At 33.3% G+C, this 21854-nt stretch carries 18 protein-coding genes and 1 pseudogene; 18 read left to right on the forward strand and 1 reads right to left on the reverse strand.

The window, feature by feature from the left end; genetic code table 11:
* The 18 genes and pseudogenes from HMPREF2576_RS10025 (at position 1) to HMPREF2576_RS10110 (ending at position 20773) form a co-directional block, all read left to right on the forward strand.
* A complete protein-coding gene (locus tag HMPREF2576_RS10025; protein WP_002467821.1) occupies positions 1-1326 on the forward strand; it encodes a PrsW family glutamic-type intramembrane protease in 1326 nt (441 codons plus the stop codon).
* 5 nt (positions 1327-1331) lie between these two features.
* Positions 1332-2081, forward strand: coding sequence for a zinc-ribbon domain-containing protein (locus tag HMPREF2576_RS10030; RefSeq protein ID WP_038398823.1), 750 nt, complete (start codon positions 1332-1334; stop codon positions 2079-2081).
* Positions 2082-2300: 219 nt separating this feature from the next.
* Positions 2301-2741, forward strand: coding sequence for a MarR family winged helix-turn-helix transcriptional regulator (locus HMPREF2576_RS10035; protein ID WP_002467790.1), 441 nt, complete (start codon positions 2301-2303; stop codon positions 2739-2741).
* A gap of 16 nt (positions 2742-2757) precedes the next feature.
* Entirely contained in the window at positions 2758-4101 is a 1344-nt protein-coding gene (locus HMPREF2576_RS10040) for a dihydrolipoyl dehydrogenase family protein (protein WP_002468767.1), read from the forward strand.
* 12 nt (positions 4102-4113) lie between these two features.
* Positions 4114-4590 carry a glutathione peroxidase gene (locus HMPREF2576_RS10045; RefSeq protein ID WP_001830637.1) on the forward strand — a complete coding sequence of 159 codons (477 nt, stop codon included), beginning with the start codon at positions 4114-4116 and terminating at the stop codon, positions 4588-4590.
* A 313-nt stretch (positions 4591-4903) separates the two neighbouring features.
* Positions 4904-5635: a phosphoadenylyl-sulfate reductase gene (locus tag HMPREF2576_RS10050; protein WP_001830661.1), complete on the forward strand. Its 732-nt coding sequence runs from the start codon at positions 4904-4906 to the stop codon at positions 5633-5635.
* Positions 5636-5932: 297 nt separating this feature from the next.
* Positions 5933-7777 carry an assimilatory sulfite reductase (NADPH) flavoprotein subunit gene (locus HMPREF2576_RS10055; RefSeq protein ID WP_001830607.1) on the forward strand — a complete coding sequence of 615 codons (1845 nt, stop codon included), beginning with the start codon at positions 5933-5935 and terminating at the stop codon, positions 7775-7777.
* Between the two features lie 19 nt (positions 7778-7796).
* Positions 7797-9515: pseudogene (cysI, locus tag HMPREF2576_RS10060) on the forward strand (assimilatory sulfite reductase (NADPH) hemoprotein subunit).
* 21 nt (positions 9516-9536) lie between these two features.
* Positions 9537-10316: a uroporphyrinogen-III C-methyltransferase gene (gene cobA / locus HMPREF2576_RS10065; RefSeq protein ID WP_002438009.1), complete on the forward strand. Its 780-nt coding sequence runs from the start codon at positions 9537-9539 to the stop codon at positions 10314-10316.
* Between the two features lie 74 nt (positions 10317-10390).
* On the forward strand, positions 10391-11002 hold the full coding sequence (locus tag HMPREF2576_RS10070) for an NAD(P)-binding protein (protein WP_002456704.1): 612 nt from the start codon (positions 10391-10393) through the stop codon (positions 11000-11002).
* Between the two features lie 20 nt (positions 11003-11022).
* Complete coding sequence (locus HMPREF2576_RS10075; RefSeq protein ID WP_002438011.1) at positions 11023-11922, forward strand: sulfite exporter TauE/SafE family protein; 900 nt, start codon at positions 11023-11025, stop codon at positions 11920-11922.
* A gap of 23 nt (positions 11923-11945) precedes the next feature.
* The gene (gene sat, locus HMPREF2576_RS10080; RefSeq protein WP_002438012.1) at positions 11946-13124 is read left to right on the forward strand and encodes a sulfate adenylyltransferase; all 1179 of its coding nucleotides are present in this window, start codon (positions 11946-11948) and stop codon (positions 13122-13124) included.
* A gap of 15 nt (positions 13125-13139) precedes the next feature.
* A complete protein-coding gene (gene cysC / locus HMPREF2576_RS10085; RefSeq protein ID WP_070856449.1) occupies positions 13140-13739 on the forward strand; it encodes an adenylyl-sulfate kinase in 600 nt (199 codons plus the stop codon).
* Between the two features lie 323 nt (positions 13740-14062).
* Positions 14063-14368: a hypothetical protein gene (locus tag HMPREF2576_RS10090; protein ID WP_002438015.1), complete on the forward strand. Its 306-nt coding sequence runs from the start codon at positions 14063-14065 to the stop codon at positions 14366-14368.
* Positions 14369-14686: 318 nt separating this feature from the next.
* On the forward strand, positions 14687-16537 hold the full coding sequence (gene nrdD, locus HMPREF2576_RS10095; RefSeq protein ID WP_070856448.1) for an anaerobic ribonucleoside-triphosphate reductase: 1851 nt from the start codon (positions 14687-14689) through the stop codon (positions 16535-16537).
* Entirely contained in the window at positions 16534-17070 is a 537-nt protein-coding gene (gene nrdG, locus HMPREF2576_RS10100; protein ID WP_002438021.1) for an anaerobic ribonucleoside-triphosphate reductase activating protein, read from the forward strand. Before nrdD ends, nrdG begins: the two co-directional genes overlap by 4 nt.
* A 363-nt stretch (positions 17071-17433) precedes the next feature.
* Complete coding sequence (locus HMPREF2576_RS10105; protein ID WP_001830664.1) at positions 17434-18732, forward strand: anaerobic C4-dicarboxylate transporter; 1299 nt, start codon at positions 17434-17436, stop codon at positions 18730-18732.
* 418 nt (positions 18733-19150) lie between these two features.
* Positions 19151-20773 (forward strand): BCCT family transporter, encoded by a 1623-nt coding sequence (locus tag HMPREF2576_RS10110; protein WP_001830660.1) that lies wholly within the window; start codon positions 19151-19153, stop codon positions 20771-20773.
* A gap of 46 nt (positions 20774-20819) precedes the next feature.
* On the opposite strand, the gene HMPREF2576_RS10115 is transcribed toward HMPREF2576_RS10110, so the two are convergent.
* Positions 20820-21383, reverse strand: a complete 564-nt coding sequence (locus HMPREF2576_RS10115) for a choline uptake/conversion transcriptional regulator CudC (protein ID WP_001830608.1) — start codon at positions 21381-21383, stop codon at positions 20820-20822.
* Positions 21384-21854 lie beyond the last annotated feature (471 nt).

The following is a 21854-nucleotide window of genomic DNA, read 5'->3' on the forward strand; positions in this document are numbered from 1 at the left end:
TTGATTTGTTCTAATTGTGGGGCACATTTAGAGAAGGATGATAAATTTTGTGTTAATTGTGGGCAAAGTGTGTTCGATAATCCAAAGACAAAAACTGAACATAATTTTAATAGTCAAGATAGACAATGTCCAAAGTGTCACAAAGTAGTAAATGTCGATGATAAGTTTTGTATCAATTGTGGTCATTCTCTTCAGCAAACATTATCAAATTCAAATGACAATATAGCATCACATACATATTCAAATACAAAACCTGAAATTGAAAATGAAACTGCAGATCATATTCGATTGACAGAAGAAGCCAAGCATCTATTTAATAACACAACGAAATCAATAGGTAGGCTAGCAGGGAATGATGAAAGTTTAAAATTAAATTTGCGTGACATGTTTTCTGAGGTGTTTAAATCTCACACCAAAGATGAAGCGGATGATGTATTTATTGCTGGAACAAAGCGTACGACGCCACATATTAATGAAGTTTCCGAGGAGTGGGGAAGACCTTGGGTGTTCTCGCGTGTATTTTTAGCTTTAGGTATCACTTTCCTAGCGTTATGGATATTAACAAATATATTTGGTAATGCCAATGCCATACCAGGTATGATATTTATTGGCGCACTATTAGTTCCTATTTCAGGATTAATCTTCTTCTTCGAATCTAATGCATTTAAAAACATTAGTATCTTTGATGTAATGAGGATGTTCTTTATTGGTGGTGTATTATCACTCATTAGTACAATGATTTTATATCAATTTGTTACATTTAGTACTGAATCGCAATACTATGGAATTATGACTATAACAGATGCGTTCATAGTAGGATTTGTTGAAGAGCTTGGAAAAGCAACTGTTGTTATTTTATTTATTAATTATTTAAAAACAAATAAAATACTCAATGGATTACTTATCGGTGCTGCTGTTGGTGCAGGGTTCGCGGTGTTTGAATCAGCTGGTTATATCTTTAGGTTTGGATTTAATTTATTTGATGGAGTTAATAATATTACTGAAATCACTATACAAAGAGGTTGGACAGCTTTAGGTAGTCACCTCGTTTGGGCAGCTATTGTTGGTGCTGCGGCAGTAATAGTGAAAGAAACAAAGCATTTCGAATGGGCGAATATCATCGATAAACGTTTTATATTTTTCTTTTTTGTGGCAGTGACATTACACGGAATATGGGATACGGAAATAACACTTTTAAGTAGTGGTTATTTAAAATATATCTTATTAATTATGATTGCATGGCTATTTATATTTATACTTATGAAAGCAGGGCTAACTCAGGTGAATCAGTTGCGTGATGAATACAATCGTTTAGAGGAAAGGTGATATAAATGAAATTCTGCCCTCATTGTGGAAATCCGATAAAAAAGAAACAGTCATTTTGTAATAAATGTGGAAAACATTTAAAGACATCGACACAAAGAAAAAGTGAAAATCAAATTGAACATATGCGTGAACAGCAATCGTATATTTCTCGTGAGGAAAGACAACATCATGATTCAACATTTTATAAAGAACAAAAACATACTGGTTGGCTAATTGTATTATCAATTATATTTGTCTTGTTGATAGCAGCGCTATTGTATGGTGCGTACTATACTTACAATCATTATATTAGTGATGAGCAAAGTCATCAAACAACACAGTCTCAGCAATCAAATGAAAGTGGTCAAAATAGGGATCAATCCACTGGTCCAAGCATTGATGTTTTTAGTGATGACTTTGATCAAGGTTATATGAAGTCAGCTTCAACAAGTGGATATAGAGGTGTTTATAATGGAATGACACGTGAAGAAGTTGAAGATAAATTTGGAACATCCAATGGTTCTGTAGAAAGTTTGAAGTGGAGTTACGAAAAATATGGTGATTTAGCTGTAGCCTACGATGATAATGAAGTTGTTAGCGTAGGTGTAGCACCTAATCATATTTCAGAAGATCAATTTTTAAGTATGTATAATGAACCGGATGATAGAAATTCAAGCCAACTCATTTATGATAGTAACAAAGATAATGACTTCTCTGTGTTAGCTAATGTTAAAAATGGAGATGTTACTGTCATTGAAAATGTAAATCAAATTTAAATATAACGCTTATGGAAAGCCTAAGACCTCACAGAGTGTCTTGGGCTTTTTCTATGATTAGTGGTCAGGGTAGATTGGATATAGTATTATTCCAAGTCGCTTTAACTTTATAGTTGATGGTTTAATGAGAAAATTTTAATTGTGAGCATATATATTGTGAATATATGCGAGTCATTTTATACTATAATCAATCGCGCGCGATTGAAAAGAGGTGGATATGTGAAACAAGAACAAATGAGGTTAGCGAATCAGCTTTGTTTTTCAGCATATAATGTAAGTCGTTTATTTGCTCAATTTTATGAGAAAAAGTTAAAACAGTTTGGTATAACTTATTCTCAGTATTTAGTATTACTGACGTTATGGGAAGAGAATCCTCAAACATTAAATTCAATTGGTAGACATTTGGATTTATCTAGTAATACTTTAACCCCCTTACTAAAAAGACTTGAGCAATCTGGCTGGGTTAAAAGAGAACGTCAACAATCTGATAAACGACAGTTGATAATTACGTTAACTGACAATGGGCAACAACAACAAGAAGCTGTTTTTGAAGCAATTTCAAGTTGCTTACCACAAGAATTTGATACGACTGAGTATGATGAAACGAAATATGTGTTTGAAGAACTAGAGCAAACATTAAAACATCTCATAGAAAAATAAGAAAGGATGAGTGTTAATGAAACAATATGATGTAGTATTTTTAGGAAGTGGTCATGCAGCTTGGCATGCTGCGTTAACATTAAAGCAAAGTGGTAAGCAAGTAGCTATAGTTGAAAAAGATACTATCGCCGGTACATGTACTAACTATGGTTGTAATGCGAAAATTTTTTTAGAGGGACCTTATGAAGTGCTTGAAGAAGCCAAACAATATCCTAATATTATTGATAGTCACAATTTAGAAGTGAATTGGAAGAATTTAATGCATTACAAAGAACAAGTCATTAATCCTATGTCTGAAACCCTCACATCGATGTTTGAACAACAGGGAATTGATGTAATCATGGGGAAAGGTAAACTTGTAGATGCTCATACAATAGAGGTAAATAATACAACTTTACAATCAGATTATATTGTTATAGCAACTGGACAACATAGTCATCAATTAGATATTGAGGGTAAAGAATATACGCATGATAGTCGGGAATTTTTATCAATGCAATCTTTACCGGATAGTATCACTTTTATTGGAGCAGGTATTATCAGTATTGAATTCGCTTCTATCATGATCAAATCTGGTGTAGAGGTTAATGTGGTTCATCATACAAATCAGGCACTTGAAGGGTTTAACGAATCACACGTCAATAAATTAATTCAAAAGTTAAAAGATGAAGGTGTTAAATTTTACTTTAGTGAGAATACCAAGTCAGTTAAACCGAATGCACAACGTTTTATAGTAGAAACTGAGTCTGGAAAGATGATTGAAACAGATTATGTACTGGATGCAACCGGTAGAAAGCCTAATGTTCAGCAAATAGGTTTGGAAAAAGTGGGTATACTATTTAGTGATAGAGGTATTGAGGTTGACGATTATTTAAGAACAAATGTGAAAAATATATACGCAAGTGGGGACGTTATCAATAAAATGATTCCTAAACTTACTCCTACAGCTACATTTGAGTCTAATTATATCGCTGCCCATATCCTTGGATTGAATACAGATGCCATTCAGTATCCACCAATACCTTCAGTGCTTTATTCATTGCCTCGTTTATCTCAAATAGGTGTCACAGTTAGCGAGGCTAAGAAAGATGATACGTATATGATTAAAGATATACCATTCGGAAGACAAATGGTATTTGAGTATCAAAACGAAACAGAGGCTGAAATGTCAATTGTATTAGATAGTCACAAACGTTTAGTAGGAGCAGAGATTTATGGTAATGACGCTGGTGATTTGGTTAATCTCCTAGTCTTTATCATTAATCAAAAACTTACTGCACAAGACTTAAATAAAAATATTTTTGCATTTCCTGGAGCTTCTAGTGGCGTTATAGATTTATTGAAATTGGCGATGATGTAGAGGTGTATCTAAATGAGTATTTATGATATTGCGGTAGAGAATTATGATGGCTCTACCTATTTACTAAAAAGATATAAAGGGAAAGTGCTCATTATCGTAAATACTGCAACGAATTGTACTCTGAATGATCAATTTAATAAATTAGAAATGCTTTATAAAAAATATCATAAGTATGGTCTTGAAATTTTGAGCTTCCCTTGCAATGATTTTAATAATCAGGAGCCAGAATTAATCAAAGATATTTATCGAGTATATAAATATAAGTTTGGTATTACTTTCCCCATCCATGCTAAGATTAATGTTAATGGAGAGCATGAACACCCTTTGTACACATTATTAAAATGTAAACAACCAGGATTATTTGGTTCGCAAATTAAATGGAATTTTACTAAATTTGTAGTAGATCAACAGGGAAATATTGTTAAACGATTTTTACCTTGTGATAATCCTAACCAAATGGAAAAATTAATAAGACAATTATTAAAATAAATGCCTATATTCTTCTTGGATTAAAGAATAAAATAATCTTGTTTCATTTGTAATATTTTGAATGAAGTCACTATAAACGAATGTAAAAGAAATTATTAAAGAGTCTGCCATATCATATGTGTAGGCTCTTTAAATTTTTTATGAGCATATAGGACAAAAAATTTAAATTAATCTTATCTTTATTTCGATAATTTCTCGAGTTACCTTGACTTTCGTTATAAAAGTAGTTAAAGTATTAAACATAATTATTCTGACAATTCTGATATGTTTTGTTGATTTGGATGGATTGATAAGGTGAGAGGGGGCTCCGCTAATGTCTATAGAAAGAATTACTTATGACAATTTTCAAAACGATCCATTTATAAATGAATTAGATATTAATGATGAGACAAAAGGCGCTTATGAGATTTTAAAATGGGCATATCAAACTTATGAAAATGATATTGTTTATTCTTGCAGTTTTGGTGCTGAGAGTATGGTTTTGATTGACTTGATTTCTCAAATTAAACCCGACGCACAAATTGTATTTTTAGACACTGATTTACATTTTCAAGAAACATATGACTTAATAGATAGGGTGAAAGATAAATATCCGCAATTACGCATTAAAATGAAAAAACCGGAACTTACGTTAGAGGAACAAGGTGAGAAATATAATCCTGCTTTATGGAAGAATGATCCTAACCAATGTTGCTACATACGCAAGATTAAACCACTAGAAGACGTATTATCTGGTGCTGTAGCTTGGATATCAGGTCTTAGACGAGCACAATCACCAACACGAGCACATACAAATTTCATTAACAAAGATGAAAGATTTAAGTCAATTAAAGTGTGTCCCTTAATCTATTGGACAGAAGAAGAAGTATGGTCTTATATACGTGATAAGGACTTACCTTATAATGAATTACATGATCAAAATTATCCAAGTATTGGTTGCATTCCATGTACATCACCCGTATTTGATTCTAATGATTCACGTGCTGGTCGTTGGTCAAATTCTAGTAAGACTGAATGCGGGTTACATGTAGCTGATAAACCATAAGAGATAGTCAAAAAATTTTAATTTCAAAACATAGTATTCCGATAAGAAATAAGGGGTTGTTTGTTAAAAGTTAATATAGCTTTATTTAGTAGCGATTATTTTGAGTAATCAATGTTTGTATTGCACTTTGATATTATGAATTGTCTTTTCGATTTTAGTTATCAATTGAGTATTACATTTACTGAAAATAACAAATGGTACATACTAGAATTGAAGATATAATTAATAACTTTCAAAAATAGACATATATAAACAATGACAAATATCGGAATAACAAAGTATAAGAGGTGGATAAGATTGAACTTAAGTGTTACCAATAGTCCTTTTACGGAAGGGCAAGCTAAACAAATCAATGAATTGCTTCACACTTTATCACCTAACCAACAAGTATGGTTAAGTGGCTATCTGATGGCAAATCAACAATCAAATACATCTACAGATTCTGTAGAACAACATAACTTAGATGACAATACAGAAGCGATGCTACATGAAAAGGAACCTTCAGTTGAGCCGGAAGCTAGATCGATAACGATTTTATATGGATCTGAGTCTGGTAATGCGCAGGGACTTGCAGAAATATTTGAACAACGTTTATCTGATATTGGAAATGACGTTACGCTCAAATCAATGGATGACTTTAAACCTAAGAATTTGAAGAAAGTAGAAGATTTATTTATTATCACATCTACACATGGCGAAGGAGATCCACCAGATAACGCTGTTGAATTACATGAATACATCCACGGACGTAAAGCGCCAAAATTGGATGGGGTGAGATTTTCAGTATTAGCATTAGGAGATCAAACCTATGAATTCTTCTGTCAAACTGGTAAAGATTTTGATAACCGTTTGGCTGAATTAGGGGCAGAAAGACTTTATCATCGTACTGATTGCGATGTTGATTATGAAGAAGACGCTGAAAAGTGGATGGCCAATGTTATTAATACGATTGATTCAACACCAGCTGGTACTGAAAGTGAACAAGTTGTTAGCGAATCTATAAAATCAGCAAAAGAAAAGAAATATAGTAAGTCTAATCCTTACGATGCTGAAGTATTGACCAATATTAATTTGAATGGTAGAGGTTCAGACAAAGAGACGAGACATATTGAGTTATTACTTGATAATTTTGGTGAGGAATATGAACCGGGAGATTGCGTAGTTGTCTTGCCTCAAAATGATCCAGCTATCGTAGACTTACTTATTAGCACATTAGGTTGGAGTCCAGAAACACAAGTTTTAATTAACGAGGATGGAGATACTTTAAATCTTGAAGAGGCATTAACATCGCATTTTGAAATTACTAAATTAACAAAACCGTTAATAGAAAATGCTGCGATATTTTTTGATAATGAAGAGCTTTCTGAAAAAATTCAAGATAAAGAATGGATTCAAAACTACGTTGAGGGAAGGGATTTGATTGACTTATTAAATGACTTCGCAACGACAGAACTACAACCTGAAAATTTACATCAATTATTAAGAAAGTTACCACCTAGAGAGTACTCAATATCTAGTAGTTATAAAGCAACACCAGATGAAGTTCACATTACTGTTGGAGCAGTTAGATATCAAGCACACGGTCGGGAACGTTCAGGTGTTTGTTCAGTACAATTTGCAGAGAGAATACAAGAGGGCGATACAATTCCTATCTATTTAAAACGAAATCCGAATTTTAAGTTTCCGCAAGATGAATCAACACCTGTGATTATGATAGGTCCTGGGACAGGTGTTGCACCGTTTAGATCCTATATGCAAGAACGAGAGGAGCTAGGTTTTGAAGGAAATACATGGTTATTCTTTGGAGATCAACACTTCACTACAGATTTTCTGTATCAAACGGAATGGCAAGAATGGCTTGAAGATGGAACTTTATCAAAATTAGATGTTGCTTTTTCTAGAGATACTGATAAAAAAGTGTATGTGCAACATAAAATTGCAGAAAATAGTGAACAATTTAATCGATGGATTGAAAATGGCGCTACTATTTATGTATGTGGTGATGAAAGTAAAATGGCAAAGGATGTTCATCAAGCGATTAAAAATGTGTTAATCAAAGAGCAAAACCTATCTGAAACAGATGCAGAAGAATACTTAAAACAAATGAAAAGAGATAAAAGATATCAAAGAGACGTGTATTAATAGAAGGGACGGGGGATACATGGTTAATACAAATAATCATATTTCGGAAGAATTAGATAAAAATCTTGATGAAATGGAATTTTTAAAAGCAAATAGTGACTTTTTGCGTGGAACTATTGAACAAAGTTTAGCTAATCCAATCACTGGATCCATTACACAAGATGATGCAAAACTGCTAAAGTTTCACGGAAGTTATATGCAAGATGACAGGGATTTAAGAGATGAGCGTCGTAAACAAAAACTTGAGCCTGCATATAGTTTTATGATTCGAGTTCGTGTACCTGGGGGGAAAGCGACTCCTGAACAGTGGATTGCTATGGATGATATTTCTAATCAATATGCAAATCATACGATTAAATTAACAACACGCCAAGCATTTCAATTTCATGGAATTCTTAAACGTAATTTGAAACAATCAATGAACAATATTAATCATGCAGTACTTGATTCTATTGCTGCATGTGGAGATGTTAATCGTAATACGATGTGCAATCCTAATCCTTATCAATCTCAAGTACATAAGGAGATTAATGATTATGCAACGCGTATAAGTAATCACTTACTTCCAAGAACAAATGCATATCATGAAATTTGGCTTGATGGTGAAAAGGTTTTAGATTCGAGTGAGGAAAAGGAACCTATTTATGGGAATACGTATTTACCACGTAAATTCAAAATAGGTATTGCAGTACCTCCATCTAATGATATTGACGTCTATTCTCAAGATATTGGTTTAATCGCTATCGTTGAACAAGATGAGTTAATTGGGTTTAATGTGACTATCGGTGGCGGTATGGGTATGACTCATGGTATTACTGAAACATATCCTCAACTTGGACGTCTCATAGGTTTTATACCTAAGGAAAAGGTTGTAGATGTATGTGAGAAAATACTTACAATACAACGTGATTATGGTAATCGTGAAAATCGAAAAAATGCACGTTTTAAATATACAGTGGACCGTCTAGGAGAAACTTGGGTGACTGAAGAATTAAACCGACGATTAGGTTGGGAAATTAAAGCGCCACGTGATTTCGAATTTGAACATAATGGTGATTGATTAGGTTGGATTGAAGGTATTAATAATTGGAATTTCACTTTATTTATACAAAATGGGCGTGTGAAAGATACTGAAGACTATTTGTTAAAAACAGCCTTAAGAGAAATCGCAGAAATCCATACTGGAGATTTCAGATTATCACCTAATCAGAACTTAGTTATTGCAAATGTTTCTCCTGAGAAAAAGGAAGAAATACAAGCTATTATTGATAAATATAAATTAACAGATGGCAAAAATTATACAGGACTTAGAAGAAATTCTATGGCTTGTGTTGCTTTCCCAACGTGTGGTTTAGCTATGGCAGAATCTGAAAGATATCTTCCTTCACTAATTACAAAAATTGAAGATTTATTAGATGAGTCTGGTTTAAAAGAGGAAGAAATAACGATTCGTATGACAGGTTGTCCCAATGGATGTGCGAGACCAGCGCTAGCAGAAATAGCCTTTATCGGTAAAGCACCTGGTAAATATAATATGTACTTAGGTGGTAGTTTTAAAGGCGAACGTCTAAATAAAATATATAAAGAGAATATCGACGAAAATGAGATATTAGAAAGTCTACGTCCATTGTTGTTGCGTTATAGTAAAGAGCGTCTTGACGGAGAACACTTTGGGGACTTTGTAATTCGTGACGGTGTGATAGCCAAAGTTCATGATGGTCGCGATTTTCATAGTTAAACGAGAGGGGGAGTGGTTCATATGGGGAAAGTATATTTAGTTGGAGCTGGACCTGGTGATCCAGAATTAATAACGTTAAAAGGTTTAAAAGCCATTAAAGAAGCCGATGTCATCCTTTATGACCGACTTGTAAATAAAGAAATACTTAATTATGCTTCTCCTTCTACTAAGTTCTTCTATTGCGGTAAGGATCCTCACAGGCACTCCTTACCGCAGGAAGAAACAAATAAAATGATGGTAACCTTAGCCAAAAAAGGGCACATAGTTACACGTTTAAAGGGTGGCGATCCATTTGTTTTTGGACGTGGCGGAGAAGAAGCAGAGGAATTAGCATGTCATAATATCCACTTTGAAATTATACCTGGAATTACATCGGGAATTGCAGCACCAGCATATGCTGGAATTCCAGTAACACATCGTGATTATAGTTCTTCTGTAGCATTTGTAACTGCAGTGAATAAACCTGGTATGGATAAAGGCAAATACTGGCAACATTTGGCCAATGGTCCTGAAACTTTATGTATTTATATGGGGGTTAAGAGACTCAGTGAAATTTGTGAGTTGTTAATACAATATGGTCGTTCGTCAGAAACACCAGTAGCTCTCGTGCATATGGGAACGTCAAAACAGCAAATGACAGTGACTGGGACACTCGATACAATTCAAGAACGAGCACATCATATTCAGAATCCAGCAATGATTATTGTAGGCGAAGTGGTTAAGATGAGAGAAAAAATTAATTGGTTTGTAGAACAGGCAACTGTTCAAAATGAAACGTTAACGGAAATGTCATCAACTTAGCGCATACATTTAAAAAAACAGTAAAAATCACGTTTATAATGAGTATTAATTAAAGTGTATAGGAGGAAATCATCATGAATATGCCCTTAATGATTGATTTAAGTAACAAGAAAGTCGTCATTGTAGGTGGAGGTAAAGTGGCAACACGTCGTGCTAAAACTTTATTAGCTTATACAAAACATATTCATGTTGTAAGTCCAACAATTACCGATACATTACAAAAATATCTAGAAACGAAGCAAATCACTTATGAAAAGAAACACTTCGAACCACAAGATGTTGAGAATGCTGATGTGGTCATCGCGGCTACTAATCAATCTGATGTTAACAACGATGTGGGGGCAGCTTTGTCTAAGAACGTATTATTTAATCATGCAGGACAAGCAGACCTAGGTAATGTAACGTTCCCTAATTTCTTAAAAAGAGATAAATTAACAATAAGTGTATCAACTGATGGTGCAAGTCCTAAATTAGGTCAACGAATTATTAAAGATTTAAAAGATACATACAATGAAGACTATTCAATGTATATTCAGTTTTTATATGAAAGTAGACAATATATTAAATCACTTAAAATTGAGCCATCTGATAAACAAGCGTTACTCGAGCAAATTTTGTCAGACAAATATTTAGATGAGAAGAAGCAACAAGATTTCATCCGATGGCTAAAATCACAAGTCAAATGAAGAATGGGGGCATATGATATATGCGCAAAGTATTAATTTTCGCAATTGCGGGATTTTTAGCACAACTTGTTGATGGGTCATTAGGCATGGGATTTGGCGCTTCATCGTCATCAATATTATTAACTTACGGTATAGCACCGGCAGTAGTGTCAGCAACCGTTCATTTTTCTGAAATTGCAACAACAGCTGCATCTGGGACATCACATTGGAGATTTGATAATGTTCATAAACCAACAATGTTGAAGTTAGCTATACCTGGGTCAATAAGCGCCTTTATCGGTGCAGGTGTTTTGACATTTATTCATGGTGATTATATTAAACCATTCATTGCTTTATTCTTGTTAAGTATGGGATTTTATATTTTGTATCAATTTCTATTTAAACGTGCACATGAACATCATCATCATGTGGGAAATTTGAGTAGTTTTAAAGTAATTCCACAAGGTTTTGTGGCAGGATTTTTAGACGCAATCGGTGGTGGTGGTTGGGGACCGGTTAATACGCCGCTCCTGCTTTCAAGTAAAAAAATTCAACCACGATATGCGATTGGAACAGTCTCAGCAAGTGAATTTTTTGTTACGTCATCTGCCGCTTTAAGTTTCATTATCTTTTTAGGAGTCACTCAAATTAATTGGTTTGCTGTAATTGCTTTAAGTCTCGGTGGAATGGTAGCAGCACCTATTTCAGCGTATTTAGTTAAAGTGTTACCCATTAACATTCTTGCAATTTGTGTCGGTGGTTTAATTATTTTTACAAATAGTAATGCATTATTAAGCTATTTTGTAAAAGATAACACTATTTCAAATACAGTTCGATTCATTATTATTCTTGCAATTATTATTTTGCTTGTTTTTCAAGTCGTTCGAAACAAGAAATTGTCTTTTTCTTATAAGAAAAGCCGAGTAAACAAATATAATTAATTGGAAAAGGAGATTTGATTATAATGTCTAACAATGAAACAATAACCAATTATACAATTAAACCTCATGGAGGAGAACTCATCAATCGTGTTGTTGAAGGAAACGAACGTGAACGTTTGATTGAGGAAGCATTAAAATTTAAACCGATTACTTTAAATCCTTGGGGAATATCGGATCTAGAGCTCATAGGTATTGGCGGATTTAGTCCCCTTACAGGATTTATGAACAAGGAAGACTACACTAAGGTTATAGAGGAAACACATTTAAGCAATGGCTTAGTTTGGAGTATTCCTATCACTTTACCTGTAACAGAATCCGAAGCAGATAAACTTGAAATAGGTGATGATATTGCTTTATATGGTGAAGATGGTCAGTTATATGGAACGCTTAAATTAGAAGAAAAGTACACATATGATAAAGAAAAAGAAGCGCGTTTGGTGTACGGAACTACTGAAGAAGCTCATCCTGGAGTTAAAAAGGTTTATGAAAAAGGTAATATATATTTAGGTGGTCCTATTAAACTATTAAATCGTCCAAAACATGACGCGTTTTCAAATTATCATCTGGATCCTTCAGAGACGAGACAATTATTTCATGATTTAGGTTGGAAAACTGTCGTAGGTTTTCAAACGAGAAATCCAGTGCATCGAGCACATGAATATATTCAAAAATCAGCACTAGAAATTGTTGATGGTCTACTTTTAAATCCACTAGTTGGTGAAACAAAGTCAGACGATATTCCAGCGGATGTACGTATGGAAAGTTATGAAGTGATATTAAAAAACTATTATCCTGAAGATAGAGCACGTCTAGTCATTTATCCTGCTGCAATGCGCTATGCCGGACCACGTGAAGCGATACTTCATGCAACTGTCCGTAAAAATTATGGTTGTACACATTTTATTGTGGGAAGAGATCACGCTGGGGTAGGCGATTATTATGGTACTTATGAAGCACAAGAGCTGATTACTCAATTTGAAGATGAGTTAGGTATTCAAATTTTAAAATTTGAACATGCCTTTTATTGCGAAGCTTGTGGTAATATGGCAACTGCTAAAACATGTCCGCATGACGCTTCTCAACATTTACATTTAAGTGGTACTAAAGTAAGAGAAAAACTGCGTAATGGCGAATCATTGCCAACTAAATTTTCAAGACCAGAAGTTGCCGAAGTTCTAATTAAAGGTTTGCGAGAAAAATAAATCAGGAGTGTTAAAATGAGTGAATCAAATCATATTACATGGCATGACTCAGAAGTTACGAAGAAACAAAGACAGCATAAAAATGGACACAAAAGTGCTGTTATATGGTTTACAGGGCTATCTGGGTCAGGGAAATCAACGGTCTCTGTTGCCTTAGAAAAAGAATTATTTAATGAAGGAAAACAAGCATACCGTTTAGATGGTGATAATGTGCGTCATGGTCTTAATAAAAATTTAGGGTTTAGTCCTGAAGATCGTTCAGAAAATATTCGACGCATTGGAGAAGTAGCAAAATTAATGGTAGACGCTGGAGCCTTAACAGTTACTGCTTTTATCTCCCCATATAAAGAAGACAGAGAAGGTGTTAGAGCATTACTAGAGGATAATGAGTTTATAGAAGTATATACAAAATGTAGTGTTGAGGAATGTGAAAAGAGAGATCCTAAAGGATTGTATAAAAAAGCACGATCTGGGGAAATACCTGAATTTACAGGTATAAGTGCACCTTATCAAGCACCTGAAAACCCTGAAATTACTATAGATACTGAACACGACACTATTGAACAATCAGTGGTACAAATTATACGTTATCTTAAAGAACACGAATATATTTAAATTGATATTTCATTATATAGAGTAGGAGAGAATTAAAGATTCTTAATCCTACTCTTTTTAATTTTAAAAGTATAATGGAAAGTTTTTAAAGAAAAGCATTTGGTCAGATATACTTACTTTTAATTAAGTAAGAAGATGTTAATTTTTAAATGTCATCAATAGTATACTTATGAGTCATGATTTATGCTTAGTTTGTGACAACTATAATTTAAATTTCTAAAAAGCTAATTATTGATGTGTGATTAAAGTGAAATAAAAAGGGAAAATATTTTTAAAGAGATATTGTGTGATTTATCAAAAAAATAAGAGGATGGTGATATAACATGTCATTTAATATTTGGATGTGGATTTTACTTGTATTATTTATTGTGGGGACAATAGCTGTAATTCTCATTTTAACAGTTGGCTCAGTGTTAGAAGAGCGCTCATATGACCGTCGATCAGAAGATGAAAAGCGCAAAAATTTAGAAAAAAATCTTGAGATGTCAAAGGGACATACAGATGTATCGCAAGAGTCGAGCAATGGGGAAGAACAAGTAACACAAGAGCATTCTCAACATGTCGTTCAAGATCATCAACAAACACATCAAAATATAAATCAATCAACACAAGATAATAGAAATAATTAGATAGGTGAAAGGGAAAAGGTAAATGCTTATTTCGGTTATTTATTCCCAATTTATACGAAGATAATTACTAGAATTACCAAAAATGAAGATATTATAAATTTTAACTGAATTAAAAACTAACTATATGTTATAGAAGCCTGAGAACATTGACGTCTCAGGTTTTTATATTGATTACAAAACTATCTTTATCTCACATAGAGTTCACTAAACGTTAATAATCTTTATGACATTTTAGTTAACGACTTAGTAATCGATTGTAATACTATATATAGTATTTTATTTTATTGATATACACTATATATAGCGAAGGGTGACGAAATGACTACTCTAGAAACATCATTAACTCGATTAATCACAAAAGATCCAACTATATTAAATGAAAATGCAAATAAAGATAGTAATACATTCTCAACAATGCGAGATTTAACAGCTGGAACGGTATCAAAGTCTTATGCACTCGATCATTTACTTCCAAAGCATGTTGCTCATGCACATCAATCGGGAGATATTCATTTTCACGACTTAGATTACCATCCATTTCAACCATTAACCAATTGTTGTCTCATAGATGCAAAAGATATGTTAGAGAATGGCTTTGAGATAGGCAATGCTAATGTTACAACACCTCAATCAATACAAACCGCTTCAGCACAACTTGTACAAATCATTGCAAACGTTTCAAGCAGTCAATATGGAGGTTGTACTGTCGATCGTGTTGACGAATTACTAAGTAAATATGCACAAATGAATGCACAACATCACAGGGAAGTAGCGAATGATTTCGTTCAACCTGACAAAATTGAGAATTATGTGGATACACAAGTAACTAAGGATATTGGTGATGCAATTGAAAGTTTAGAGTATGAGATTAACACACTCTATACTTCCAATGGACAAACGCCATTCGTTACTTTGGGATTTGGTTTAGGAACAGATCAATTAAGTCGAAAAATTCAACAAGCAATTTTACATACCCGTATTAAAGGTCTCGGTAAAGATAGGGTTACTGCAATTTTCCCTAAACTTGTATTTTCGATAAAAAAGGGGGTTAACTTTAGTCCAGAAGATCCTAACTATGATATTAAACAACTTGCATTGGAATGTTCAACAAAGCGCATGTATCCCGATATTTTAAATTACGATAAACTTGTGGAACTGCTTGGTGATTTTAAAGCACCGATGGGATGTCGTTCATTTTTACCAAGTTGGAAGAATGATGAAGGTCAATTGGAAAATAATGGACGATGTAACTTAGGTGTAGTGACGTTGAACGTACCGAGAATTGCAATCGAAGCAGATGGTGACATGCAGCAGTTTTGGGATATCTTTGAAAAACGCATGCAATTATTACATGATGCACTTGTGTATCGAATTCAAAGACTACAAGATGCTATTCCAGATAACGCGCCTATTTTATATAAAAGTGGTGCATTTAAAAATAAACTCACTTCAGAAGATACTGTCGATTCATTATTTACAAAACAACGCGCAACGATTTCAATGGGGTATATCGGTTTATACGAAGCGGCAACATTATTTTATGGACCGAATTGGGAACACAATCCTGAAGCTAAAACATTCACACTAGACATATTAAGAGAAATGAAACGTTATCAAGTAGAGTGGACGAAACAATATGATATTTGGTTCAGTATATACAGTACACCTAGTGAATCACTAACAGATAGATTTTGCCGATTGGACAAAGAAAAATTTGGATTTATTCCAGATGTTACTGATAAAGGATATTACCAAAATTCATTCCACTATGATGTGCGTAAAGATGTAACGCCGTTTGAAAAATTAGATTTTGAAAAAGACTATCCTTACTATGCAAGTGGTGGATTCATTCATTATTGTGAATATCCAAAGTTAAATCATAATCTGAAAGCTTTAGAAACAGTATGGGATTATGCTTATGATAAGGTAGGTTATTTAGGTACGAATATTCCTATTGATCACTGTTATCGTTGTGGCTATGATGGAGATTTTGAAACTACTGCTAACGGATATAGATGCCCACATTGTGGTAACACTGATCCTAAAACGGTTGACGTTGTAAAAAGAACATGTGGTTATTTAGGAAATCCAGTTCAAAGACCTGTTATTGAAGGTCGACAAAAAGAGATATGTGCAAGAGTGAAACACATGAAGGAACCTCGTTCATGAATATTTTAAACATTAAAGAAGGTCAACACTATATAGCTAAAATAGAAAGTCATAGCTTTGTAGATGGTGAAGGTGTTCGATGCAGTGTATATGTTTCCGGATGTCCTTTTCAATGTAAAGGTTGTTATAACGTTAAAGCCCAAAATTTTAAATACGGAGAACCTTTCGAACTTGAAATGCTTGAAGAGATTTTAGATTATTGTGCGCCTTCTTATATCGAAGGCTTAAGCATACTTGGTGGAGAACCATTTTGTAATTTGTTTATCACACTCCAACTTGTTGAAGCTTTTAGACAACGATTCGGTCATACAAAAACAATTTGGGTATGGACTGGCTTTTTATTTGAATATTTGAAACAGCAAGACGATGCGCGCAAGTCATTACTCGAACATATTGATGTATTAGTTGATGGTATGTTTATTCAACATTTATATCGTCCGAATCTTCCATATAAAGGATCACTTAATCAACGTGTGATTGATGTTCAATCTTCCTTACAAAAAGAACAGGTCATTGAATATCTAACTAAATAGTTTATGATGATAATTGGAATTAATTTTTAAGATATCTCTTGGAAAAATAGCCCAAAATAAATGTTATGGTTCATTTGTTTTGGGCAATCTTTGTTATAAGTTTTCAATGGGATGAACATGAAAGTTATCCACATGTATAACGACAGTTTTAAAGAGTATAGTTAATTTTATTTTTAAAGTAAATTTATATCACTTTTTAGTAGGTAGATGTGATTTGTTGCAATTTATAGACTGAAAAGTGACAAACATTAAACATCTAAAAAGTAAAAGAAATAATCTTATACTTATATATATACTAATTACATATTAAAGTGATAAAATATTGAAGTGAAAATTGTTCGGCATAAGTTAGGAGATTCTTCCATGTTATTGTTTATCATAGAAATCATAATCATGATTCTAGCGATATTATTAGGATTAAGAACTGCTGGTGCACTGGGATGTGGCATCTTTGCTATAGTAGCGCAGCTTATCATGATATTTGGATTCCAGTTACCTCCAGGTTCAGCACCAGTGACGGCAGTGTTAATCATATTATCTATTGGTATAGCAGGTGGTACGTTACAAGCCACTGGTGGTATTGACTATTTAGTATACATTGCATCACGTGTGATTGAACGCTTTCCAAAATCAATTATATTTATAGCGCCAATGATTGTCTTTGTCTTTGTTTTTGGAATTGGTACTGCAAATATAGCTCTTTCACTTGAACCTATCATAGCGAAAACTGCACAAAAAGCACGAATTCAGCCTAAACGCGCATTAACTGCTTCGGTACTTACAGCCAATTTAGCCTTACTTTGTAGCCCGGCAGCTTCTGCTACAGCTTATATTATTTCTGTATTAGCAGGGTATGAAATATCGATGGGCAAGTATTTAAGTATTGTTTTACCTACAGCTTTAATTAGTATGTTAATGCTTAGTACATTTTGTACATTTGTAGGACGAAAAGAACACGTGCGTGATGAGTCAGAACGTTTAGTTCAGATGCCAGAAGTCGAAATCAAAAATGACTTTTCATTAAAAGTAAAAATAGGTGTTATCTCATTCCTATTATGTGTCATGGGTATTTTAACGTTTGGCATATTTCCTAATCTCATGCCGCAATTCAATGTGAATGGAGATGTAGTTAAAGTTGAGATGACTGAAATTGTTCAGTTCTTTATGTATCTCAGCGCTACAATCAATTTATTATTAATAAAAATCAATACTTCTGATATTCTGTCATCGAATATTACACAATCTGCAATGGGAGCACTTTTTGCAGTTCTTGGCCCAGGTTGGTTAGGTGCAACAATATTTAATGCTCCACATAACTTAAAAATATTGAAAAATGATATTGGGTCAATTATTAGTGAAGTACCTTGGCTTGTTATCATACTTGTTTCTGTAGTTGCAATGATTGTCATTTCTCAAACAGCTACAGCATCAATTATGGTGCCGATAGTTATGAGTTTAGGTATACCTCCCATCTATTTTGTTGCGATGGTACAAACATTAAATGTGAATTTCGTTATTCCAGCTCAACCGACACTATTATTTGCTGTAGAACTAGATGAAACAGGTAGAACAAGACCTACGAGCTTTATGATACCAGGATTTTTTGTTATAACAGTATCCGTCATTACAGGATTTGTTATTAAAACCATTTTAGGATATTAATCAATTTTTATAAGTTGGAATTTAATCGCCATATATAGTGTTTTAAATACTTCATCTCATCGAGTAAGGTATTTGAATGACTAAATATTGGCGATTTTTTATTTATAGATTAAGAGTGAGTATCAGTGGAGAAAAAAATAAAATAAATATATATACGTTAAAAGTGTATAAAAATACGATATGAAATATTGTAAAGTTCGTTCATTTTGTTAAATTTTAACTTAACACTGTTGTCATAGCAATTTAAGATGAATATTTGAGAGGCTTAAATTATATAATTATTCAAATTAGATTTTGATGATACATGTATGTAATTTGCATTATTATTAAAAGTTCGTTATTGTCTTTTTTGTGAATCACTATCCATTGAACGTAATTTAAAGTAAAGATTCATAAATTAATATTAGGGGGATCACATTTGAAAAAGGAAAAAGTTATGGACTGGACGACCTTCATAGGCGTAGTCATTGTGTTACTTTTTGCTGTTATACCTATGATGGTTTTTCCGAAAGCAAGTGAAATAATCATTACCGATATCAATAGTGCCATTTCTAATTCAATTGGATCGGTATATCTCTTTATGGGACTGGCTATATTTTGTTTTGTTTTATACATAGCATTTGGTAAGTATGGGAATGTCACGTTAGGAAAAGCGACTGACAAACCTGAATTTAATAATTTCACATGGGCAGCCATGTTATTCTGTGCCGGTATTGGTTCAGATATTTTATATTGGGGTGTTATTGAGTGGGCATTTTATTATCAAGTACCTCCTAACGGTGCAAAATCAATGTCCGATCAAGCACTTCAATATGCAACTCAATATGGTATGTTTCACTGGGGACCTATAGCCTGGGCAATATATGTGCTACCAGCTTTGCCAATCGGTTATTTAGTTTTCGTTAAGAAGAAACCCGTCTATAAAATTAGTCAAGCTTGTCGACCAATTTTAAAAGGACATACGGATAAATTATTAGGAAAAATCGTAGATATTTTATTTATTTTCGGTTTGCTCGGTGGTGCTGCAACATCACTCGCTCTAGGCGTGCCGATGATCTCAGCTGGTATTGAACGATTGACTGGTTTAGATGGATCTAATATGATTTTACGTTCAATCATCTTACTAACTATTACAGTTATTTTCGCAATCAGTTCTTACACAGGTTTGAAAAAAGGTATTCAAAAATTAAGTGATGTTAACGTTTGGTTATCATTTTTATTATTAGCATTTGTATTCATCGTAGGTCCAACTGTGTTTATTATGGAAACTACAGTTACAGGGTTCGGTAATATGATAAAAGATTTCTTCCATATGGCGACATGGATGGAACCATTTGGTGGCATAAAAGGTCGTAAAGAAACGAATTTCCCTCAAGATTGGACAATATTCTACTGGTCATGGTGGCTCGTTTATGCACCGTTTATTGGATTGTTTATCGCGCGTATCTCAAAAGGACGCACACTTAAAGAAGTTGTATTAGGAACAATATGCTATGGAACATTAGGTTGTGTGTTATTTTTCGGTATTTTTGGTAACTATGCTGTATATCTACAAATTACTGAGCAATTTAATGTAATAAGCTATTTAAACAATTATGGTACAGAGGCAACAATCATAGAAATAATGCATCAACTACCATTCTCGACAATTACTATTATCTTATTCTTAATATCAGCTTTCTTATTCTTAGCAACAACATTCGATTCTGGTTCATATATTTTAGCAGCAGCGTCACAGAAAAAAGTGATAGGAGAACCGTTACGTGCTAATCGTTTGTTCTGGGCGTTTGCGTTATGTTTACTACCGTTCTCTTTAATGCTAGTTGGAGGAGAACGTGCATTAGAAGTATTGAAAACAGCATCATTACTTGCTAGTGTACCTTTAATTGTTATATTTACGCTAATGATGATTTCGTTCTTAATTATACTCGGACGAGATCGTATCAAGTTAGAAAGACGTGCAGATAAGCATAAAGAAATTGAAAGACGTTCTCTAAGAATAGTTCAGGTCAAAGACAAACCTGAAGACGATAACTTATAACAAAAAAAGCCAAGCGAATGTTAAATCATTATCGCTTGGCTTTTTCTTATTGATCATGATGATGTTGTTCATCTGGAATTGGGAAATAGTTAAAAATTTCTCCTGACTCTAGAGCTTCACTTAATTGAGCGAGCCACTTGTAATATATTTTAGAGTGGTCTAACTGCGCTTTTACATTTATTGCTTGTTTTTTAACTTCCTCATCTATATCATTCTTTTCAAGAAGTGGGTGAATGATATTTTCTGCATCTTCAATTGCTTCCATATTAGTGTCAATTTCACGTTCCCATTTTTTAGTAAAAAAGTTGCGGAAGAAAGTGAAGAAATCTTTTTCTGCAATAAAATGTTGCTTTCGGCTACCACGCGTGAATTGTTGTTTGACGATATCGTATTCTTGTAGTTTTTTTACACCTGTACTCATACTAGGTTTACTCATTTGCAGTTGTTGTCGCATTTCATCAAGTGTCATACTTCCTTCAAAAACCATAATGCCATACAAGTTACCTACACTACGGTTGATACCATACAAATCCATGGTTTCACCGATTGAGTTGATAACTAAATCTTTAGCTTCTTCGATATATTGACTGTCATTGTTATTATAATCCATCATTGCACCTCCATTTTAATCCATTATTTAGCTTAGGTGGGACGCACCAGATACTATGATTTTTATGATGATTTGCCTGTAAAGGATACATCTATTACTTTGAGTTGTAACTCGTTCATGAATATAAAGCATAATTACATTGAAATTTCATAATCAAATGTTAGTTATCGATTTGAATTGTTAATGTCTATACTACTTTTGACTAAATTCAATGCTGCAATCTATAAATGGCTATAAAAACCTATGCTATATGTCCCATTTCTAATAAATACACACGAGAATCATTATAAAGCCTTTTATGAAAAAAAAGAAAAGTAATTTTCTGAACAAAAATTATTTCTTAAACATAGATAAGTTCGATTGTAAAATACAAACATTTTTAAAGAAATTGACACTTTTTCATCAATTATGATAACATAACTCTGTAAAATTCGTTAAATAAAAATTTAACAAACTTAACGGAGGTCGTTT

This window comes from Staphylococcus sp. HMSC063F05 (genome assembly GCF_001837075.1).
GTDB classification, from domain to species: domain Bacteria; phylum Bacillota; class Bacilli; order Staphylococcales; family Staphylococcaceae; genus Staphylococcus; species Staphylococcus epidermidis.